The 16,548-nt window shown below is 36.2% G+C and carries 10 protein-coding genes; 7 read left to right on the top strand and 3 right to left on the bottom strand.

Annotated features, from left to right (window positions below; all coding sequences use genetic code 11):
- The 3 genes from ABZP37_RS02665 (at position 1) to ABZP37_RS02655 (ending at position 7,720) form a co-directional block, all read left to right on the top strand.
- Positions 1–3,180 carry a UvrD-helicase domain-containing protein gene (locus tag ABZP37_RS02665; RefSeq protein ID WP_366185393.1) on the top strand — a complete coding sequence of 1,060 codons (3,180 nt, stop codon included), beginning with the start codon at positions 1–3 and terminating at the stop codon, positions 3,178–3,180.
- Positions 3,181–3,472: 292 nt separating this feature from the next.
- Entirely contained in the window at positions 3,473–4,894 is a 1,422-nt protein-coding gene (locus ABZP37_RS02660; RefSeq protein ID WP_366185391.1) for an OmpA family protein, read from the top strand.
- A 63-nt stretch (positions 4,895–4,957) separates the two neighbouring features.
- Positions 4,958–7,720 (top strand): PD-(D/E)XK nuclease family protein, encoded by a 2,763-nt coding sequence (locus tag ABZP37_RS02655; protein WP_366185389.1) that lies wholly within the window; start codon positions 4,958–4,960, stop codon positions 7,718–7,720.
- 202 nt (positions 7,721–7,922) lie between these two features.
- On the opposite strand, the gene ABZP37_RS02650 is transcribed toward ABZP37_RS02655, so the two are convergent.
- Positions 7,923–8,705 (bottom strand): alpha/beta hydrolase, encoded by a 783-nt coding sequence (locus tag ABZP37_RS02650; protein WP_366185387.1) that lies wholly within the window; start codon positions 8,703–8,705, stop codon positions 7,923–7,925.
- 366 nt (positions 8,706–9,071) lie between these two features.
- On the opposite strand from ABZP37_RS02650, the gene ABZP37_RS02645 reads away from it, so the two are divergent.
- The gene (locus tag ABZP37_RS02645; protein WP_366185385.1) at positions 9,072–10,346 is read left to right on the top strand and encodes a Y-family DNA polymerase; all 1,275 of its coding nucleotides are present in this window, start codon (positions 9,072–9,074) and stop codon (positions 10,344–10,346) included.
- Entirely contained in the window at positions 10,337–10,777 is a 441-nt protein-coding gene (umuD, locus tag ABZP37_RS02640; RefSeq protein ID WP_366185384.1) for a translesion error-prone DNA polymerase V autoproteolytic subunit, read from the top strand. The genes ABZP37_RS02645 and umuD overlap by 10 nt, the downstream gene beginning before the upstream one ends.
- Before the next feature lie 69 nt (positions 10,778–10,846).
- On the opposite strand, the gene ABZP37_RS02635 is transcribed toward umuD, so the two are convergent.
- Together ABZP37_RS02635 and ABZP37_RS02630 are read right to left on the bottom strand one after the other, a co-directional pair.
- Positions 10,847–11,647, bottom strand: coding sequence for a TIGR00266 family protein (locus ABZP37_RS02635; RefSeq protein WP_366185382.1), 801 nt, complete (start codon positions 11,645–11,647; stop codon positions 10,847–10,849).
- A gap of 312 nt (positions 11,648–11,959) precedes the next feature.
- Positions 11,960–13,252, bottom strand: a complete 1,293-nt coding sequence (locus ABZP37_RS02630) for an aminopeptidase P family protein (protein ID WP_366185380.1) — start codon at positions 13,250–13,252, stop codon at positions 11,960–11,962.
- Between the two features lie 553 nt (positions 13,253–13,805).
- Between ABZP37_RS02630 and ABZP37_RS02625 the strand changes: the two genes are divergently transcribed.
- Both ABZP37_RS02625 and ABZP37_RS02620 read left to right on the top strand, forming a co-directional pair.
- Complete coding sequence (locus ABZP37_RS02625; protein WP_366187466.1) at positions 13,806–14,471, top strand: succinate dehydrogenase cytochrome b subunit; 666 nt, start codon at positions 13,806–13,808, stop codon at positions 14,469–14,471.
- Positions 14,472–14,484: 13 nt separating this feature from the next.
- On the top strand, positions 14,485–16,485 hold the full coding sequence (locus tag ABZP37_RS02620; protein WP_366185378.1) for a fumarate reductase/succinate dehydrogenase flavoprotein subunit: 2,001 nt from the start codon (positions 14,485–14,487) through the stop codon (positions 16,483–16,485).
- Positions 16,486–16,548 lie beyond the last annotated feature (63 nt).

Here is a 16,548-nt window from a genome sequence, read left to right as displayed (position 1 = left end):
ATGCAAAGACATTCCTTCTCCATATACGACGCATCTGCAGGTTCCGGTAAAACCTATGCCTTGGTCAAAGAATACCTCAAAATTATTCTTACCGCACCCAAAAATGATGCTTATCGTAACATTTTGGCCATCACCTTTACCAACAAGGCGGTACACGAAATGAAAACCCGTATTGTAGGGAGCTTGTCTGAGTTTGCTAAAGATGAACCTTCGCCCAAAGCCCTAGACTTGATGAACAATCTAGTGGAAGATACCAAGGATTGGGAAACCAAATTATCTGTTATTCAAATCAAAATTAAGGCGCAGCACATCATCAAGCACATTATTCACAATTATGCGGCTTTTGATATTTCGACTATAGATAAATTTACGCACAAAGTAATTCGTGCTTTCGCTCATGATTTGAACCTGCCCATGACTTTTGAAGTCACCTTGGATACCGAGAATTTATTAATAGAAGCCGTAGATGCGCTCATTGCACAAGCAGGTGAAGACCCTACACTCACGCAGTTACTGATTGATTTCACCATGGAAAAAACCGACGATGATAAATCGTGGGATATTTCGAGGGAAATTCTTGATACGGGAAGATTGGTTTTAAATGAAAATCATCGTACCGAAATCCTCCATTTTCAAGATAAAAATATCGCTGAATTTGTTGAAATCAAAAAGAAGCTCATCGTAGTTTGCAAAGAAATCGAGGCGAAAAATAAAGATTTGGCACAAAATACCTTGGCTTTAATTGAACAAAAAGGCATCGATTTAAAATCATTTTCGGGACAATATTTTCCAAAACACCTTCAGAGTATTGTAGATGGGAAATTTAATCCCAATAACAAAACTTACCATGAGTTTGACGATATAAAAATCAATAAAACCGCCAAAGACCGTGATGTAATAGAAAGTATTATTCCTGAATTACTGCAGAATCTCGTAGTAATTTATGAAAATTTCTCCAAACGTGATTTTTATAAAGCCTTTCTTAAAAATATTACACCACTTTCATTACTAAATACGGTCAGTAATGAATTGGCAAAAATTCAACAAGAACAAAATGTATTGTCGATTTCTGAGTTCAACGCTATTATTCATCGTGAAATTCAAAACCAACCCGCTCCTTTTATATACGAACGATTAGGAGAGCGCTACCGCCACTTTTTTATAGATGAATTCCAAGACACGTCCGAGATGCAGTGGCAAAACCTACTTCCACTAATTGATAATGCTCTTTCGGGTCAAGATGATTATGGTGATAAAGGAACCTTGATGATTGTGGGCGACCCAAAACAATCTATTTATCGTTGGCGTGGTGGTAAAGCAGAACAATTTATTGACTTAAGTAAGACTGGTAATCCATTCAGTAATCCAGATAAAGACTTGGTGCATTTAGATAAAAATTATCGTAGCTATTCTGAAGTCATTGATTTTAATAATGCTTTTTTTAAATTATTAGCTTCTAAATTTGAGCATCCAGATTATAAAGATTTATACGAAAACCATTCGCATCAAAAGTCAAATGATAAAACAGGAGGTTATGTGAATATTTCTTTTATTCCAAAATTAGATGAAATTGAAGAGGATGAAGATGAACTTTTAAGTAAGGATGATTTATTTGTTCAGGCTACATTCAATACTATTCAAAATGTATTACGACAAGGGTTTGAATACAAGGATATTGTGATTTTGACACGAAAACGATCTCAAGGAATCGCTGTTGCCAATTATTTAACCGAGCAAAAAATCCCATTATTGTCGTCGGAGACCTTAATGATTCAAAACGCAACCGAAGTTCGTTTTATCATTCATTTGTTACAGTATCTCAATAATAATTCAGATGCCGAGGCTAAAGCTAATTTCTTGTATTATCTAGCGGAGCACAATCAAGATCAATTGCCAACACATGATTTCATTCTAAAAGGAATGGAACTAAAAAATGAATCTGATTTTGAAACTTGGTTGCTAATATTCGAATTAACACTTTCGTTTCAGGACATTCGGAAAAAATCACTGTATGAGGCGGTAGAGATTATACTGTCAAAATTCCTAAAAAATGCAGAACAAAGTACGGCTTCTGCTTATGTGCAATATTTTCTAGACATTGTTCTAGAACGTGATGTCCGTAATCAAGCTGGAATTGCAGATTTCTTGAATTTCTGGGATAAGAATTCGGGTAAATTTAGTATTCCGTCACCAGAAGGAAATAATGCCGTGCGAATTATGACCATTCATAAGTCTAAAGGATTAGAGTTTCCGGTGGTGATTTTTCCTTTTGCAGAAGAGGATTATGCAAAGAAACCCAAAGATAAATTATGGTTAAATACGGATGATAAGGTGTTAGGTTTGTCTAAGGTGTTGATTGATAATAATAAAGCGGTAGAAGGATTTGGCGAAGAGGCTAAATTAGTTTATGACCAAAAAAAGCAAGAAGAATTATTAGACAATGTGAACGTATTGTATGTGGCCTTAACCCGTGCCGAAGAGCAATTGTATGTGATTTCGAGTATGAATTTAGATAGCAAAGGAGAGGCTAAAGAGAATAATATGGCTACTTTTTTTATTGATTATTTAAAAAGTATAAATGTTTTTGAGAATGAAAAGCTGATTTATGAATTAGGAATTCCAACTAAAATTTCATCCTTTCAAAAACATGTAGATAAATCTAAGATTATACCAATAGTAAAGGAAACATTAGATTTTAAAAACATTAAAATTGCACAACGCGAAGCTTTGATGTGGGGAACACATCAACAAGAGTCTATTGAATATGGGAATACCATACATGAGATTTTGTCCTTTGTCAAAACAAAAAAAGATATAGATTTTGCAATTGAAAAAGCTGTTGAAGAGGGCTTGATCCACTTAGGCCAAAAAGAAACAGTTCTAAAAACCATAGAAGAAATTATTGGTCACAAAGAGTTGATGGTGTTTTTTGAAGAAGGAAATGAAGTGATGAACGAGCAAACCATAATTCAGAAAGAGGGTAAAACGGTTAAGCCAGATCGAATGGTTTTAACTCCAAACAACGAAATGTTATTGTTAGATTATAAAACAGGAGTGCATCACCCTAAATACCAAAAACAATTAGAAAGTTATCAATCGGCTATTGAGTTAATGGATTATAAAGTGACTAAAAAGGTGCTAATTTATATTGGAGAAACTGTTAATGTTGTTAATCTTTGATTATGTTAAGAGTGCTGTCTAAATTATTTTTCTGAATTCAGAATGCGTTTAGTAGGGTGTAAATAGAATGTTTATTCAGATTGATACATTTGATAATACTATTGAATTTACATTGAGATAGTGTTTTTTCTGAATAATTGTACTTCTTTTTGATTTTAAAATAATTAAATAATATAAAATATGTGATTTATATGTTTATTAATGGGTTTTTTTTAACATTCTGTTTTGTTGTTAAAAATTTACTTATTACTTTTGTTAGTAATTAACTAAATTGTAATTAAAATAAATAAGTATGAAACATCTTAACAAATTTTTAGTTACTGTATTGATGGTATCGGGATTGACATCTCAAGCGCAAGACGGTAATAACCCATGGGCAGTGTCGTTTGGGGTAAATGCAGTAGATACCAGAGTTAGTGCTGGTGGACACAAAGGATTTCTTGACAATAGTATTTCTCAAGCTTTTAAAGTAAAAGATAATTGGAATATCCTTCCTTCTATCTCATACATTGGAGTGGCTAGATCTGTTGGGAATAATTTTAGTGTTGGAGTTCAGGGATCGGTAAACAAAATTGAAAAATTTGTAAAATATACTGGAGGAAACTATGTGACTTCAAACCCTGGAGATTTAATGTATTATGGAGTTGATGGAGCTGTAAAATACAGTTTTATGAATGCAATTAAATCTAAAGTAATTGATCCTAACTTAAGTTTAGGTGGAGGTTATACTTTCTTAGGGGATAGCAGTTTTGGAACTATTAACTTAGGAGCTGGAGTGAATTTCTGGTTTTCAGATGTTGTTGGTTTATCTGTTGGAACTACCTATAAAGGCGCTTCTATTTTAGGAGGAGACAGAGTAGATGGTGGTGGTGTTCCTGATGCACCAGGTCATTTCTTACATTCAGTAGGTCTTACTTTCAAATTTGGAGGAAAAGATACTGATGGAGATGGTATTTATGATAAACAAGATGCTTGTCCAGATGTAAAAGGATTGAAACAATTTAACGGTTGTCCTGATACTGACGGAGATGGAATTGCTGACAAAGATGATGCTTGTCCAGATGTTGCTGGTATTGCTGCTTTGAATGGTTGTCCAGATGCTGACGGTGACGGTGTTACTGATGCAGATGATGCTTGTCCAAAAGAAGCTGGATTAAAAGCGTTAAAAGGTTGTCCAGATGCTGATGGAGATGGGATAGCTGATAAAGATGATAAATGTCCTAAAGTAAAAGGAGAAAAAGCTAATGGTGGATGTCCATGGCCAGACACTGATAATGATGGTGTATTAGACAAAGATGATGAGTGTCCAAACGTAGCTGGTCCAAAAAGCAACAAAGGATGCCCAGAAGTAACTGCTGAAGTGCTTCAAAGTATTAAAATGGAAGCTAGATCAGTTTTCTTTAACTCTGGTCAATCAACTTTCAAATCTTCTGATGTTCCAGTAAGATTAGATGCTATTACTAATATCATTAAAAAATATCCAAACGCTAAATTTAGTATTGAAGGGCACACGGATAGTGATGGTTCAGATGCTTCTAACCAAAAACTTTCTGAAGATAGAGCAAACGCTGTAAAAGATGCTTTAATCGAAAGAGGTGTAAAAGCTAGTAATTTATCTGCTGTAGGTTTTGGTGAAACTAAACCTGTTGCAACTAATAAAACTGCTGCTGGTAAAGCTCAAAATAGAAGAACAGAAGTTATTTTAGTAAAATAATTTTATTCAAAATAAATATTGAAAACGCCCCGATAATTCGGGGCGTTTTTTTATTTTTATAGAATGACAAATATTACATTTTTAGATAAAATTGCTTCTCATTTATTGAGTAAAAACAAAGAACAATTTAACCATACAACAATTGTTTTACCCAATAAAAGAGCTAAAGTGTTTTTATTAGAAGCGCTAAAAAAACAAATCAACACCAATATTCGTGCGCCTAAAATCATTAGTATTGAAGATTTTATTCAAGATATTGCAGGCATTCGTTCTATTGATTCGATTGCTTTGTTATTTGAGTTTTATGAAGTCTATTTGTCCATTACAGAGAAATCACAACAACAGTCATTTGAGCTTTTTGCCAATTGGGCCAAAACACTTTTGCAAGATTTCAATGAGATTGATCGCTATCTACTCGACCCCAAACATGTTCTGTCTTACCTAAAAGACATTGAAGACATAAAGAAATGGGGGATTGAAGTCGAAAACAAAACTCAATTATTAGAAAACTATATTGATTTTTGGAAATTACTTCCTAAGTATTATGAGTCACTCTATACTCATTTGTTATCCAAAAAAATAGGCTATCAGGGGTTAATATACCGAGAAGCAGTAAACAACCTTGTTCCATTTTCGAATACAAAAAATGGCGATTTTTTCTTTTTTGCAGGTTTCAATGCGTTGAATGCGTCCGAAGAAAAAATTATCCAACAATTGATTGCCGTTGATAAAGCAGAAATCCTTTGGGATGCCGATCAAACTTTTCTAAATGACCCCTATCATGATGCGGGTTTGTTTATAAGACGTTTCAAAAGTTCGTGGAAACACTATAAAACCAATCCTTTTGAATGGATTGTAGATGAGTTTTCGCAAACCAAAAATATTCAAGTCATTGGTACTCCAAAAACCATTGGGCAAGCCAAAATTGCGGGTAGTATTATCGAAAAAATCATTGAAGAGAATCCAACTGCTTCTTTAGATAAAGTGGCTGTGGTTTTGGGTGAAGAGAATGTTTTGATTCCACTACTGTATGCTTTGCCAGCGAGTGTTGGTGCTTTGAATATTACCATGGGTTATTCGGGTAAAAACAATCCAGCGCAAATTTTGATTGCCAAATTATTCAAAATGCACACCAATGCTTTGTCTCGAAATGCTAAAAATTATGTGTTCTATTACAAAGATGTACTCGATATTTTGACGCATCCTTTGGTAGAACCTTATGCAGGAACGACCAAGTTGGTCAAAATCATCAATGAGAATAATTATACGTTTATTACCCATCAAAAAGTAATCGACTTAAACCAAAACCCCACCGATTTGTTTTTGCTCTTATTCCGAAAATGGGAAAATGCCTCTGTAGCAGTATTAGAATCCGTTTCAGAATTGCTGATTACCATCAAAAATAATTTGAGTAATGACAGTGAAGAAGAAAAAATCACAAAATCCTTTGTCTATGCGATTTTCAAAGTCATCAACAAACTTATTAATTATTACACCGCACATCCCGATATTGATAAAATAGATACACTTCATGCAATTTACAAGCAAATCATTGATTTGGCTGAGGTTTCTTTTGAGGGCGAGCCTTTGAATGGTTTGCAAATCATGGGAGTACTAGAAAGTCGTGTCCTTGATTTTGAAACCGTGATTGTAACCTCTATGAATGAAGGGAAATTTCCCGCGGGAAAATCGCAAAATTCCTTTATCCCGTATGATGTGAAACGCGAATTGGGATTGCCTACTTTCAAAGAAAAAGATGCCATTTATACCTATCACTTTTACCATTTATTACAACGAGCTAAAAACGTGTATTTGTTGTATAATACTGAAAGTGATGGTCTTGACGCAGGGGAGCGTAGCCGTTTTATCACCCAACTTGAAGTTGAAAAACAGGATAAACATAGTTTAACGCAAGAAATTTATAATGCGGTCGTACCTGAAACGGCTTATACGCCTATGGTGGTTGAGAAATCTCCTTTGGTAATGGAACGCTTGCGGGAAATTGCCAAAGTTGGTTTTTCACCATCGGCATTGACGAGTTATATTCGGAATCCAATGCAGTTTTACTTTCAGAAAATCGTACGCATTCGCGAAGTGGAGGAAGTGGAGGAGAATATAGCTTTGAATACTTTGGGTACCATTATTCATGAAACATTAAAAGCATTGTACGACCCTTTTGTTGGGAAGTTTGTTTCAGAATCTGATATTTTGAATGCTTTTAAACTGATTGATGGAGAAGTTTTAAAGCAATTTAAAATCGTTTACAAAGAAGGCGAAATAAAAAAAGGACGTAACCTTTTAGCTTTTGAAGTAGCCAAACGCAATGTCTCTAATTTCTTGAAAGTAGAATTAGAAAGTATTAAAGCAGGTGACGCCATCAAGATTATTGCGCTCGAAACTACTTTTCAACGCCTGCTAGAACATCCATTATTGCCGTTTCCGGTATTGATCAAAGGAAACGTAGATAGAATCGAAGAACGCAACGGAACCATTCGCATCATTGATTACAAAACAGGAAAAGTGGAGAAATCATCTGTTACCCTAAAATCATGGAACGGATTGATTGATGAAATCAAACACGACAAAATCATTCAAGTCTTGGCATATGCCTTCATGTACGAGCAACACGCAGGAGACAAATCGATCGAAGCGGGAATTATATCGTTCAAAAACCTAAAGTCGGGTTTCTTGCCTTTTAATTTCAAAGATGGAAAAATAGATAATTACAAAATCGATGCGCTCATTATGGAAAATTTCTTAGAGCAGATTGTGTTGTTGCTGGGAGAAATACTGGATGAAAATATAGCGTTTGAGGAGAAGGTTTAGAAGGATTTCTGATTAACGATTGGCGATTAACGATTTGTGATTTAACCGCAAAGTGTGCAAAGGTTTCGCAAGGTTCACAAGGATTTAAGATTAACGATTTTTGATTTAATATAAATACGGTAAAGTTTTTCTAAGTGTGCAAGGTATTGTCATTGATTTTGGAAATTGATCTTTGACTTTTGGAATTGACCTTTGATTTTTTTCAAATGTTTTTAAAAAACTTCTGTAAAACCGTTGTCACCTCAGTTTGGTTTTCAATTGTGCTCATGTGGCCATCAGCGAAAGTAACCAATTGGACTTGTGTTTCTTTAATTTGTGATTTGGTTTCTTCATACGGAAGCACAGGGTCTTTCTCGCCTAGAATCAACATTTTTGGGTAAGGCGTCAAGTGCAATAAAACCTCACGGTCAATACGTGTTTTCATTCCTTCAAGAGAAGCCACAATACCTTGAAGAGGCGTTCGCAGAGCTTCTTTCTTTACAATTTCGATTTCGTTTACAAGGCGTTCTCGGTTCCCTTCGCAGAATAAATTAGCAATCGAAAGAGAAATAAAATTCACATACGACTGTTTTACCGCCTTAATAGCTCGGTCGCGATTGACTTTACGCTCTTCACTGTCCGCTCTAGAAGTTGAGTTGAGTAACACTAAACCTTTGACCATATTGGGGAACAATTCAGCAAAAGCCAGCGCGACATAACCGCCCATAGAATGCCCTACCAAAATTACTTTTCGTATCCGCAATTGAATTAGCACTGCATGTACGGCCTCCGCATTATCCTCCATCGTGTGGATATAACCCATGCATTCCGTCTCGCCATGACCCAATAAATCAATGGTAATCACGCGGTTTTTTGTCAAAAATTCAGGCATAAAAGCATCCCACATTTTCTGGTTTTCTAAAAAACCGTGTAACAAAACAATCGCCGTTCCCTTGCCGGAATCGGTATAAAAAATATTCGTGTTTTTGTGCTGAATTTGGTTCAATACTGTAGATTAAAAGTGACTCGGTGGCAAATTTAGAATTTTAATTTTTTGGTAAAACAAACGACTTCCAAAAGTTATTCTCCATTTAATAACAATAGTTTTTCAAGGCCTATTCCAGCCATCTACTATAGCCCTCCATCAAAACGCTTTTTTTGCTAGGTCGTAGCAGGAGCTTCCTTCGGTCGCTCAGCTACTCCCGAAAAAAAATAGCGTTTTTCAGTCAGGGCTGCCGTTCCTGTCTGGGGCAGGGCATCGTACTTCATTGAAAACCAATTTATAAATCCCAATCTTGTCTATTTATCAACAATCACCAAAATACCTTCTAGTGCAGAAAACCAGTTTCTAAATATTACGTAATTTTGTTAGATGTATGCGTTAGTCGATTGTAATAATTTTTATGCCTCCTGTGAGCGCGTTTTCCAGCCAGAATTCGTTGGAAAACCCGTTGTAATATTGTCTAATAACGATGGTTGCGTAATCTCTCGAAGTGATGAAGCAAAAGCCGTTGGTGTTCCCATGGGGGCTCCAGCTTTTCAAATAAAAGCCCTTATCAAAGAGAAAAATATAAAAGTATTCTCCTCAAATTATGCATTGTATGGCAATCTAAGCCATCGCGTAATGGCTATTCTATCTCAGTATAGTCCTAATGCTGAAATTTATAGCATTGACGAAGCATTTCTGAATTTTGACGGCATGCAGATAGATGATTTTCATGACTACGGTGTTCAAATGAAAAAGCAGATCAAAAAATGGGTCGGCATTCCTATATGCGTGGGGTATGCGCCTACCAAAGCTTTGTCAAAAGTCGCGAACAAAATTGCGAAGAAATTTCAAGAACGTACCGCGGGAGTTTATGTCATAGACACTGATGAAAAACGAATCAAAGCACTCCAGTGGACAAAAATTGAAGACGTTTGGGGTATTGGAAATCGGTGGGCCAAAAAAGCAAAACTTCGCAACATCAACACCGCATTAGATTTTATAGAACCCAGACACGAAGCTTGGGTCAAAAGAGAAATGGGAGTCATAGGTATGCGACTCAAATATGAGCTAGAAGGAAAGTCAGTATTGGATTTAGAACCCATTTCAGATCAAAAGAAAAGTATTTCCATTACTAGAAGTTTTCCTAAACAAATCTCCGATTATGATTTGCTACGAGAACGACTAACTACATTCGCGACCGTTTGTGCCGAAAAGCTAAGAAGACAAAAATCCTGTTGCCATACCATAATCGTTATGCTCGTGATTGATAAGTATAAAATAGAAACCACCAAATATTATTTCAATAAAGCGGTGACTTTGCCTTATGCAACCAACTCCAGCATCACGATCGCTAATACTGCGGTGGCCTTGCTAAAAGAATTACACAAAGGAAACGAACACCTTAAGTTCAAAAAAGCGGGCGTAATCGTAACCGAACTCATTGACCAAGACAAAAAGCAATTTCAATTGTTTGAGGAAGAAAATCCCAAACACCAAGCTTTGATGTTAACCATTGACCAACTCAATAGCAAAATGGGAAATGCCAAAATAAAATTGGGCTCACAGAATTTGAAATTGACTTGGGACATGAATCAAAATTATTTGTCCAAAAAATTCACCACTGATTATAAAGATATTCTCGAAATAAAATGCCAATAAAGAAACCGACCAAACTTAGTTTTTTCAAACCTGATTTTGAAAGTAAACTGCGAATCCCGTTTATTTCCGAAGGTGTTTCGGCAGGATTCCCTTCCCCTGCGGCCGACTTTATGGAAAACAATATTGACCTCAATAAGGAGTTGAGCGAAAATCCTTTGGCTACTTTTTACATCAAAGTACGAGGAAATTCAATGATTGATGCTGGAATTAACGACCAAGATGTACTCATCGTAGATCGCAGTCTACAGCCCAAAGATAATGCCATCGCCATTTGTTTTGTCGATGGCGAATTCACCGTCAAACGCCTAAAAGTCGAAAAAGATTGCCTTTATCTCCTGCCTGAAAACCCCGAATACAGTCCCATAAAAGTCACTGAAGAAAACCAATTCATCCTTTGGGGAATTGTCACTTATGTGATTAAGAAAGTGTAGCGATAATAAAATAGTTGAAATTTAAATAGGGAGTCCTTCGATGGTTTAAAGCCTTCGAAGGACTCGTCGTTAAAACCGATTATCGCCATCCAATAAATTTCCTAAACCTCCAAGTAAACTACCTTCGTCACGGCTACTTCCGCCAGATTTTGGTGCTGATGCAATTATTCTGTCGGCCAGTCGAGAGAAGGGAAGTGATTGCACGAAAACCGTTCCGGGACCACGAAGTGTGGCGTAGAATAATCCTTCGCCTCCAAAAATGGAGTTTTTGATTCCGCCTATGAATTCAATATCATAATCCACATCTTTGGTGAAACCTACGATACAACCCGTGTCTACTTTTAGAATTTCTCCGGCTTGCAGTTCTTTTTTGGCTAAAGTTCCGCCGGAATGTATAAATGCCAGACCGTCTCCTTCGATTTTGGTCATGATGAATCCTTCGCCTCCAAAAAAGCCTCTTCCTAGTTTTTTGGAGAATTCTATTCCGATAGAAACGCCTTTGGCGGCACAGAGGAAAGCAGTTTTTTGACAAATGAATTTTCCTTGGTGTTGGCGCAAATCTATCGCCAATATTTTTCCGGGATAAGGAGCGGCAAAAGAAACCTTACTTTTGTTATTGTTTTGATTGATGAAAGCCGTCATAAACAAACTTTCGCCTGTGAGGACTCGTTTTCCGGCACTAAGTAATTTGCCGAAAATCCCTGACTGGTGGTCAGAACCGTCTCCAAAAATAGTTTGCATTTGGATATTGTTGTCCATCATCATAAAACTGCCTGCCTCGGCTATGACAATTTCTTGTGGGTCGAGTTCGATTTCTACGTACTGCATTTCTTCGCCAAAAATGGCGTAATCTATTTCGTGTGCTTGCATAATGCTATTTTTTAAACTGTAAATGTTGTTTTTATTTGAAGGGAAAAGATACCGCCTTTTTGAAAATTAGAAAAGTTCCTTTGCATCGATTTAACAGTTTGGTAAATTGTAGTTATGAAAATAGAAAGTTTATTATAGCCCCGATAGCAATGAAAATCCTCTAGTGTTGCGGTAGCAAAAACTAGAGATTGTAATGGATAGCGGGACGAATATTTGTTATGAAAATGAATATTTCTGCTCCTAAAAAAAATAGACGACTCCATCTGGGTCGTCTATTTTCTATATTCTATTCTCTGTTTTCTATTTTCTTGTTTACGAATTCATCAAACTCTCGATTTCTTCCACTTCAATTGGTATGTTTTTCATGAGGTTAATAGGTTCTCCGCTTTCTTGAACGACTACATTATCCTCAATTCGGATGCCGAAACCTTCTTCGGGAATGTAGATTCCAGGCTCAACGGTAAAGACCATATTGGCTTGCATAGGTTCGGTTAAAATTCCGTAATCGTGGGTATCGAGTCCCATGTGGTGTGAGGTGCCGTGCATGAAATATTTTTTGTAAGCGGGCCATTCTGGGTTTTCGATTTGCACTTCGGCTTTGTCAATTAATCCCAAACCTAGTAATTCGGAGGTCATTATTTCACCTACTTCAGCTTGGTATTCTTTCCAAAGTGTGCCGGGTGTTAGCATTTTAGTTGCTTCGTTTTTGACACGTAAAACAGCATTGTAAACCGCTTTTTGTCTATCGGAATAACGTCCAGAAACGGGGATAGTTCGGGTTAAATCGCTAGAATAATTGGCATATTCTGCGGCTACATCCATTAATATTAATTCGCCAGCGTTGCAGGTTTTGTTATTTTCGATGTAATGCAACACATTGGCGCTATTTCCTGAAGCGATGATGGGCGTATAAGCAAATCCTTTGGAACGATTGCGAATGAACTCATGAATTAGTTCGGCTTCGATTTCGTATTCCATTACACCCGGTTTTACAAAGGGCAAGATGCGTCGGAATCCTTTTTCGGTAATATTACAAGCGTTCTGAATAAGGTCAATTTCTTCGGTTTCTTTTACAGAGCGGAGGCGTTGCAAAATAGGATTGCTTTTGGCTACAGTGTGCGCAGGATATTTGTCTTTCCACCATTTTACAAAACGGGCTTCGCGTGTTTCGGTTTCAATCGTGGCGCGGTAATGTTCATTGGTGTTGATATAAATAGTGTCACAATAGGACATTAGCTCTGCTAACACTTTTTCGAAATTTTGCAACCAATGCACGGTTTTGATTCCAGAAACAGTAAAAGCTTGTTCCTTATTAAGTTTAGCACCTTCCCAAATGGCGATATGTTCGTTGGTTTCTTTGAGAAATAACATTTCCTTTTGATTCTCGTAAGGAGCATCAGGGAAAAGTAATAAGATGCTTTCTTCTTGATCAATTCCTGAGAGGTAAAAGATGTCACGGTGTTGTGCAAAGGGCAGTGTACTGTCAGCGCTTACGGGATAAATGTCATTGGAGTTGAAAACGGCAATGCTATTGGGTTTCATTTGGGCCGCAAATTTCTTGCGATTTTTTATGAATAAATTTGAATCTATAGAATGGTATTTCATTATGGTACGAATTAGATAACAAATTTAAACAATTTGGATTTGTTTCGAAGTAGAAAACAGAAACTTGATTGTAGTTAAATTGTTTTGGCGCTAAGGCTTAAAGACGTAAAGTTCTAATAAGTTTACGGTTTTGGTAATTTTTGGATAATTTAGGACCATAAGGAATATGCTTTTTTTAAAATTATAAATTTAAAATTCACACTTTTGATGGTGGATTTAGCAAAGGGATAACAAAATAGTTTAACACACAAAATTGTTGGGATTTGTGTGTTTATGGAATAGAAAATTAAGAGCAGATAAATTATTATATTCTTATTATTTAGTATTTATTTTTGACAATTACGTAATACCTAAAGCTATCTGTTTTTTGCTTTTTGTAGATTTTTTGGATGTTAAGTAGTTGTTTTGTAAAATGTTAAAGCTGTTTTAGGGGTGTAGGTATTTATAACAGATTAAACACTTTAAAATGATTATAAATAATAACGAAAAGGTTGTAGTTGGTGCCTTTTTGCCTTATTTTTGTGTACTTTTTAAATTATATTCTATAAATATTATGGCAAAATCTGGATTATTGAAATCGTCAATAGCAAAAAAAGTAGCTATGGCACTTTCAGGACTGTTTTTGATGTTGTTTCTAGCACAGCATTTTTTTATCAATATGACTTCGGTTTTTAGTGAGTCTGTATTCAATTCTATTTCTCATTTCATGGGGAATAATCCTTTGGTTCAGTTTGTTATTCAACCAATTCTTATTGTAGGGGTGATTTTTCACTTTATTATGGGGTTTGTTTTGGATCTTCAAAACAGAAAAGCACGACCTGTGTCTTACGCAAGTTACAATGGAGCTGCTAATGCAAGTTGGGCATCACGTAACATGATTATTTCAGGTTCTGTGATTTTGGCTTTTTTAGGACTGCATTTTTATGATTTCTGGGTTCCAGAGATGGCATATAAATATGTAGAATTTGGTCCTTTGAATGAAACAAGATATTTCCATGAGTTGGCAGAGAAGTTTGAAAGCCCAGTACGTACAGGTTTGTATTGCTTGTCTTTTGTATTGTTGTCTTTGCACTTACAACATGGATTTAGTTCTTCTTTTCAATCAGTTGGACAAAATAACAAGTACACGAAAGGCATGAAGAATTTCGGATTAGGTTTCGCAATTGTTATTCCTTTTGGATTTGTAGTTGTAGCATTATTTCATCATTTCACTCATTAATATTCAATTATCAATGGCATTAGATTCAAAAATACCAGATGGCGCAATTGCGGACAAATGGACAAATTATAAAGATCATATTAATTTAGTAAATCCTGCTAACAAACGTAATTTAGATATTATCGTTGTAGGGACAGGGTTGGCTGGAGGTTCTGCAGCTGCTACTTTAGCAGAGTTAGGATATAACGTTAAAGCATTTTGCTTTCAAGATTCACCACGTCGTGCGCACTCTATTGCAGCACAAGGGGGAATCAATGCAGCAAAAAATTATAAGGGAGACGGTGACTCTGTTTACAGATTGTTTTATGACACTGTAAAAGGAGGAGATTACCGCGCTCGTGAATCAAACGTACACCGTTTGGCTGAAGTTTCATCAAATATTATTGACCAATGTGTGGCTCAAGGAGTGCCATTGGCTCGTGAATATGGTGGATTATTGGACAACCGTTCTTTTGGAGGAACTTTGGTTTCTCGTACCTTTTATGCACAAGGTCAAACTGGACAACAATTATTGTTAGGAGCTTATTCAGCAATGAACCGTCAAATTGGTCGTGGGAAAATAAAAATGCACAACCGTCACGAAATGCTAGAATTAGTAATTATTGATGGTAAAGCAAGAGGAATCATTGCTCGTAATTTGATTACTGGTGAAATCGAAAGACATTCAGCTCATGCTGTAGTTATTGGTTCTGGAGGTTACGGAAATGTATTTTTCTTGTCAACTAATGCAATGGGTTCTAATGCTACTGCAGCTTGGAAAATCCATAAAAAAGGAGCTTTCTTTGCAAATCCTTGTTATACTCAAATTCACCCAACATGTATTCCGGTTTCAGGAGATCACCAGTCAAAATTGACTTTGATGTCTGAATCATTACGTAATGATGGACGTATCTGGGTTCCTGCAAAATTGGAAGATGCAAAAGCAATTCGTGAAGGAAAGAAAAAAGCAACTGATTTAGCAGAAGCAGATAGAGATTATTTCTTAGAAAGAAGATATCCTGCATTTGGTAACTTGGTACCACGTGATGTTGCATCTCGTGCGGCTAAAGAAAGATGTGACGCTGGTTTTGGAGTAAACAAAACAGGTGAAGCAGTTTACCTAGATTTTGCCGCTGCTATCAAGCGTTACGGTGCTGAAGCTGCTTATGTGAAAAGTTTAGATGCTAATGACAGTGCTTTGATCACTAAATTAGGTACTGAAATTGTAAAAAGTAAATACGGGAACTTGTTCCAAATGTATTATAAAATTGTAGATGAGGATCCTTATACTTCCCCTATGATGATTTATCCAGCGGTTCACTACACAATGGGTGGAACATGGGTTGATTACAACTTGATGACAACTATTCCTGGTTGTTTTTCAATTGGAGAGTCTAATTTCTCTGATCACGGTGCAAACAGACTAGGGGCTTCGGCTTTGATGCAAGGTTTGGCTGATGGATACTTTGTATTGCCATATACTATTGGTGATTACTTGGCTCCAGATATCAAAATGGGAGCTATCTCTACTGATAGACCTGAGTTTGTTGAAGCTGAGAACAGTGTAAAAGAATTGATTGCTAACTTTATGGATAATAAAGGAACACATTCAGTTGATTATTTCCATAAGAAATTAGGAAAAATCATGTGGGACAAAGTTGGTATGGCTCGTAACGAAAAAGGTTTGAACGAAGCTATTTCTGAAATTGCAGCTTTACGTGAAGAGTTTTACAAAGATGTAAAGGTTCCTGGAACTGATAAAGGTTTCAACCAAGAATTAGAAAAAGCAATTCGTGTTGCCGATTTCTTAGAATTGGGTGAGTTGTTCGCCAAAGATGCTTTACACCGTAATGAATCTTGTGGAGGTCACTTCCGTGAAGAATACCAAACTGAAGAAGGGGAAGCGTTGCGTGATGACGAAAACTTTGCTTACGTAGCAGCTTGGGAGTACAAAGGAAAACCTAGTGATGCTGTTTTACACAAAGAAGCATTGGTTTACGAAAACATCAAACTAGTTCAAAGAAGTTACAAATAGCAATTAGTCCAAAGTCCAAAGTCCAAAGTCTAAAAAGAATAGACATTCGACCTTCGACTTTAA

This window comes from Flavobacterium ovatum (genome assembly GCF_040703125.1).
Lineage (GTDB): Bacteria > Bacteroidota > Bacteroidia > Flavobacteriales > Flavobacteriaceae > Flavobacterium > Flavobacterium ovatum.
The sequence above is the reverse complement of the archived record's forward strand: the minus strand, read 5'-3'. Positions and strand labels throughout refer to the sequence as shown.

Bases quoted from the DNA above. Each gene is read 5' to 3' on its own strand.
- ABZP37_RS02665 (WP_366185393.1), top strand. From the start codon at position 1: ATGCAAAGACATTCCTTCTCCATATACGACGCATCTGCAGGTTCCGGT.
- ABZP37_RS02660 (WP_366185391.1), top strand. From the start codon at position 3,473: ATGAAACATCTTAACAAATTTTTAGTTACTGTATTGATGGTATCGGGA.
- ABZP37_RS02655 (WP_366185389.1), top strand. From the start codon at position 4,958: ATGACAAATATTACATTTTTAGATAAAATTGCTTCTCATTTATTGAGT.
- ABZP37_RS02645 (WP_366185385.1), top strand. From the start codon at position 9,072: ATGTATGCGTTAGTCGATTGTAATAATTTTTATGCCTCCTGTGAGCGC.
- umuD (WP_366185384.1), top strand. From the start codon at position 10,337: ATGCCAATAAAGAAACCGACCAAACTTAGTTTTTTCAAACCTGATTTT.
- ABZP37_RS02635 (WP_366185382.1), bottom strand. From the start codon at position 11,647: ATGCAAGCACACGAAATAGATTACGCCATTTTTGGCGAAGAAATGCAG.
- ABZP37_RS02630 (WP_366185380.1), bottom strand. From the start codon at position 13,252: ATGAAATACCATTCTATAGATTCAAATTTATTCATAAAAAATCGCAAG.
- ABZP37_RS02625 (WP_366187466.1), top strand. From the start codon at position 13,806: ATGGCAAAATCTGGATTATTGAAATCGTCAATAGCAAAAAAAGTAGCT.
- ABZP37_RS02620 (WP_366185378.1), top strand. From the start codon at position 14,485: ATGGCATTAGATTCAAAAATACCAGATGGCGCAATTGCGGACAAATGG.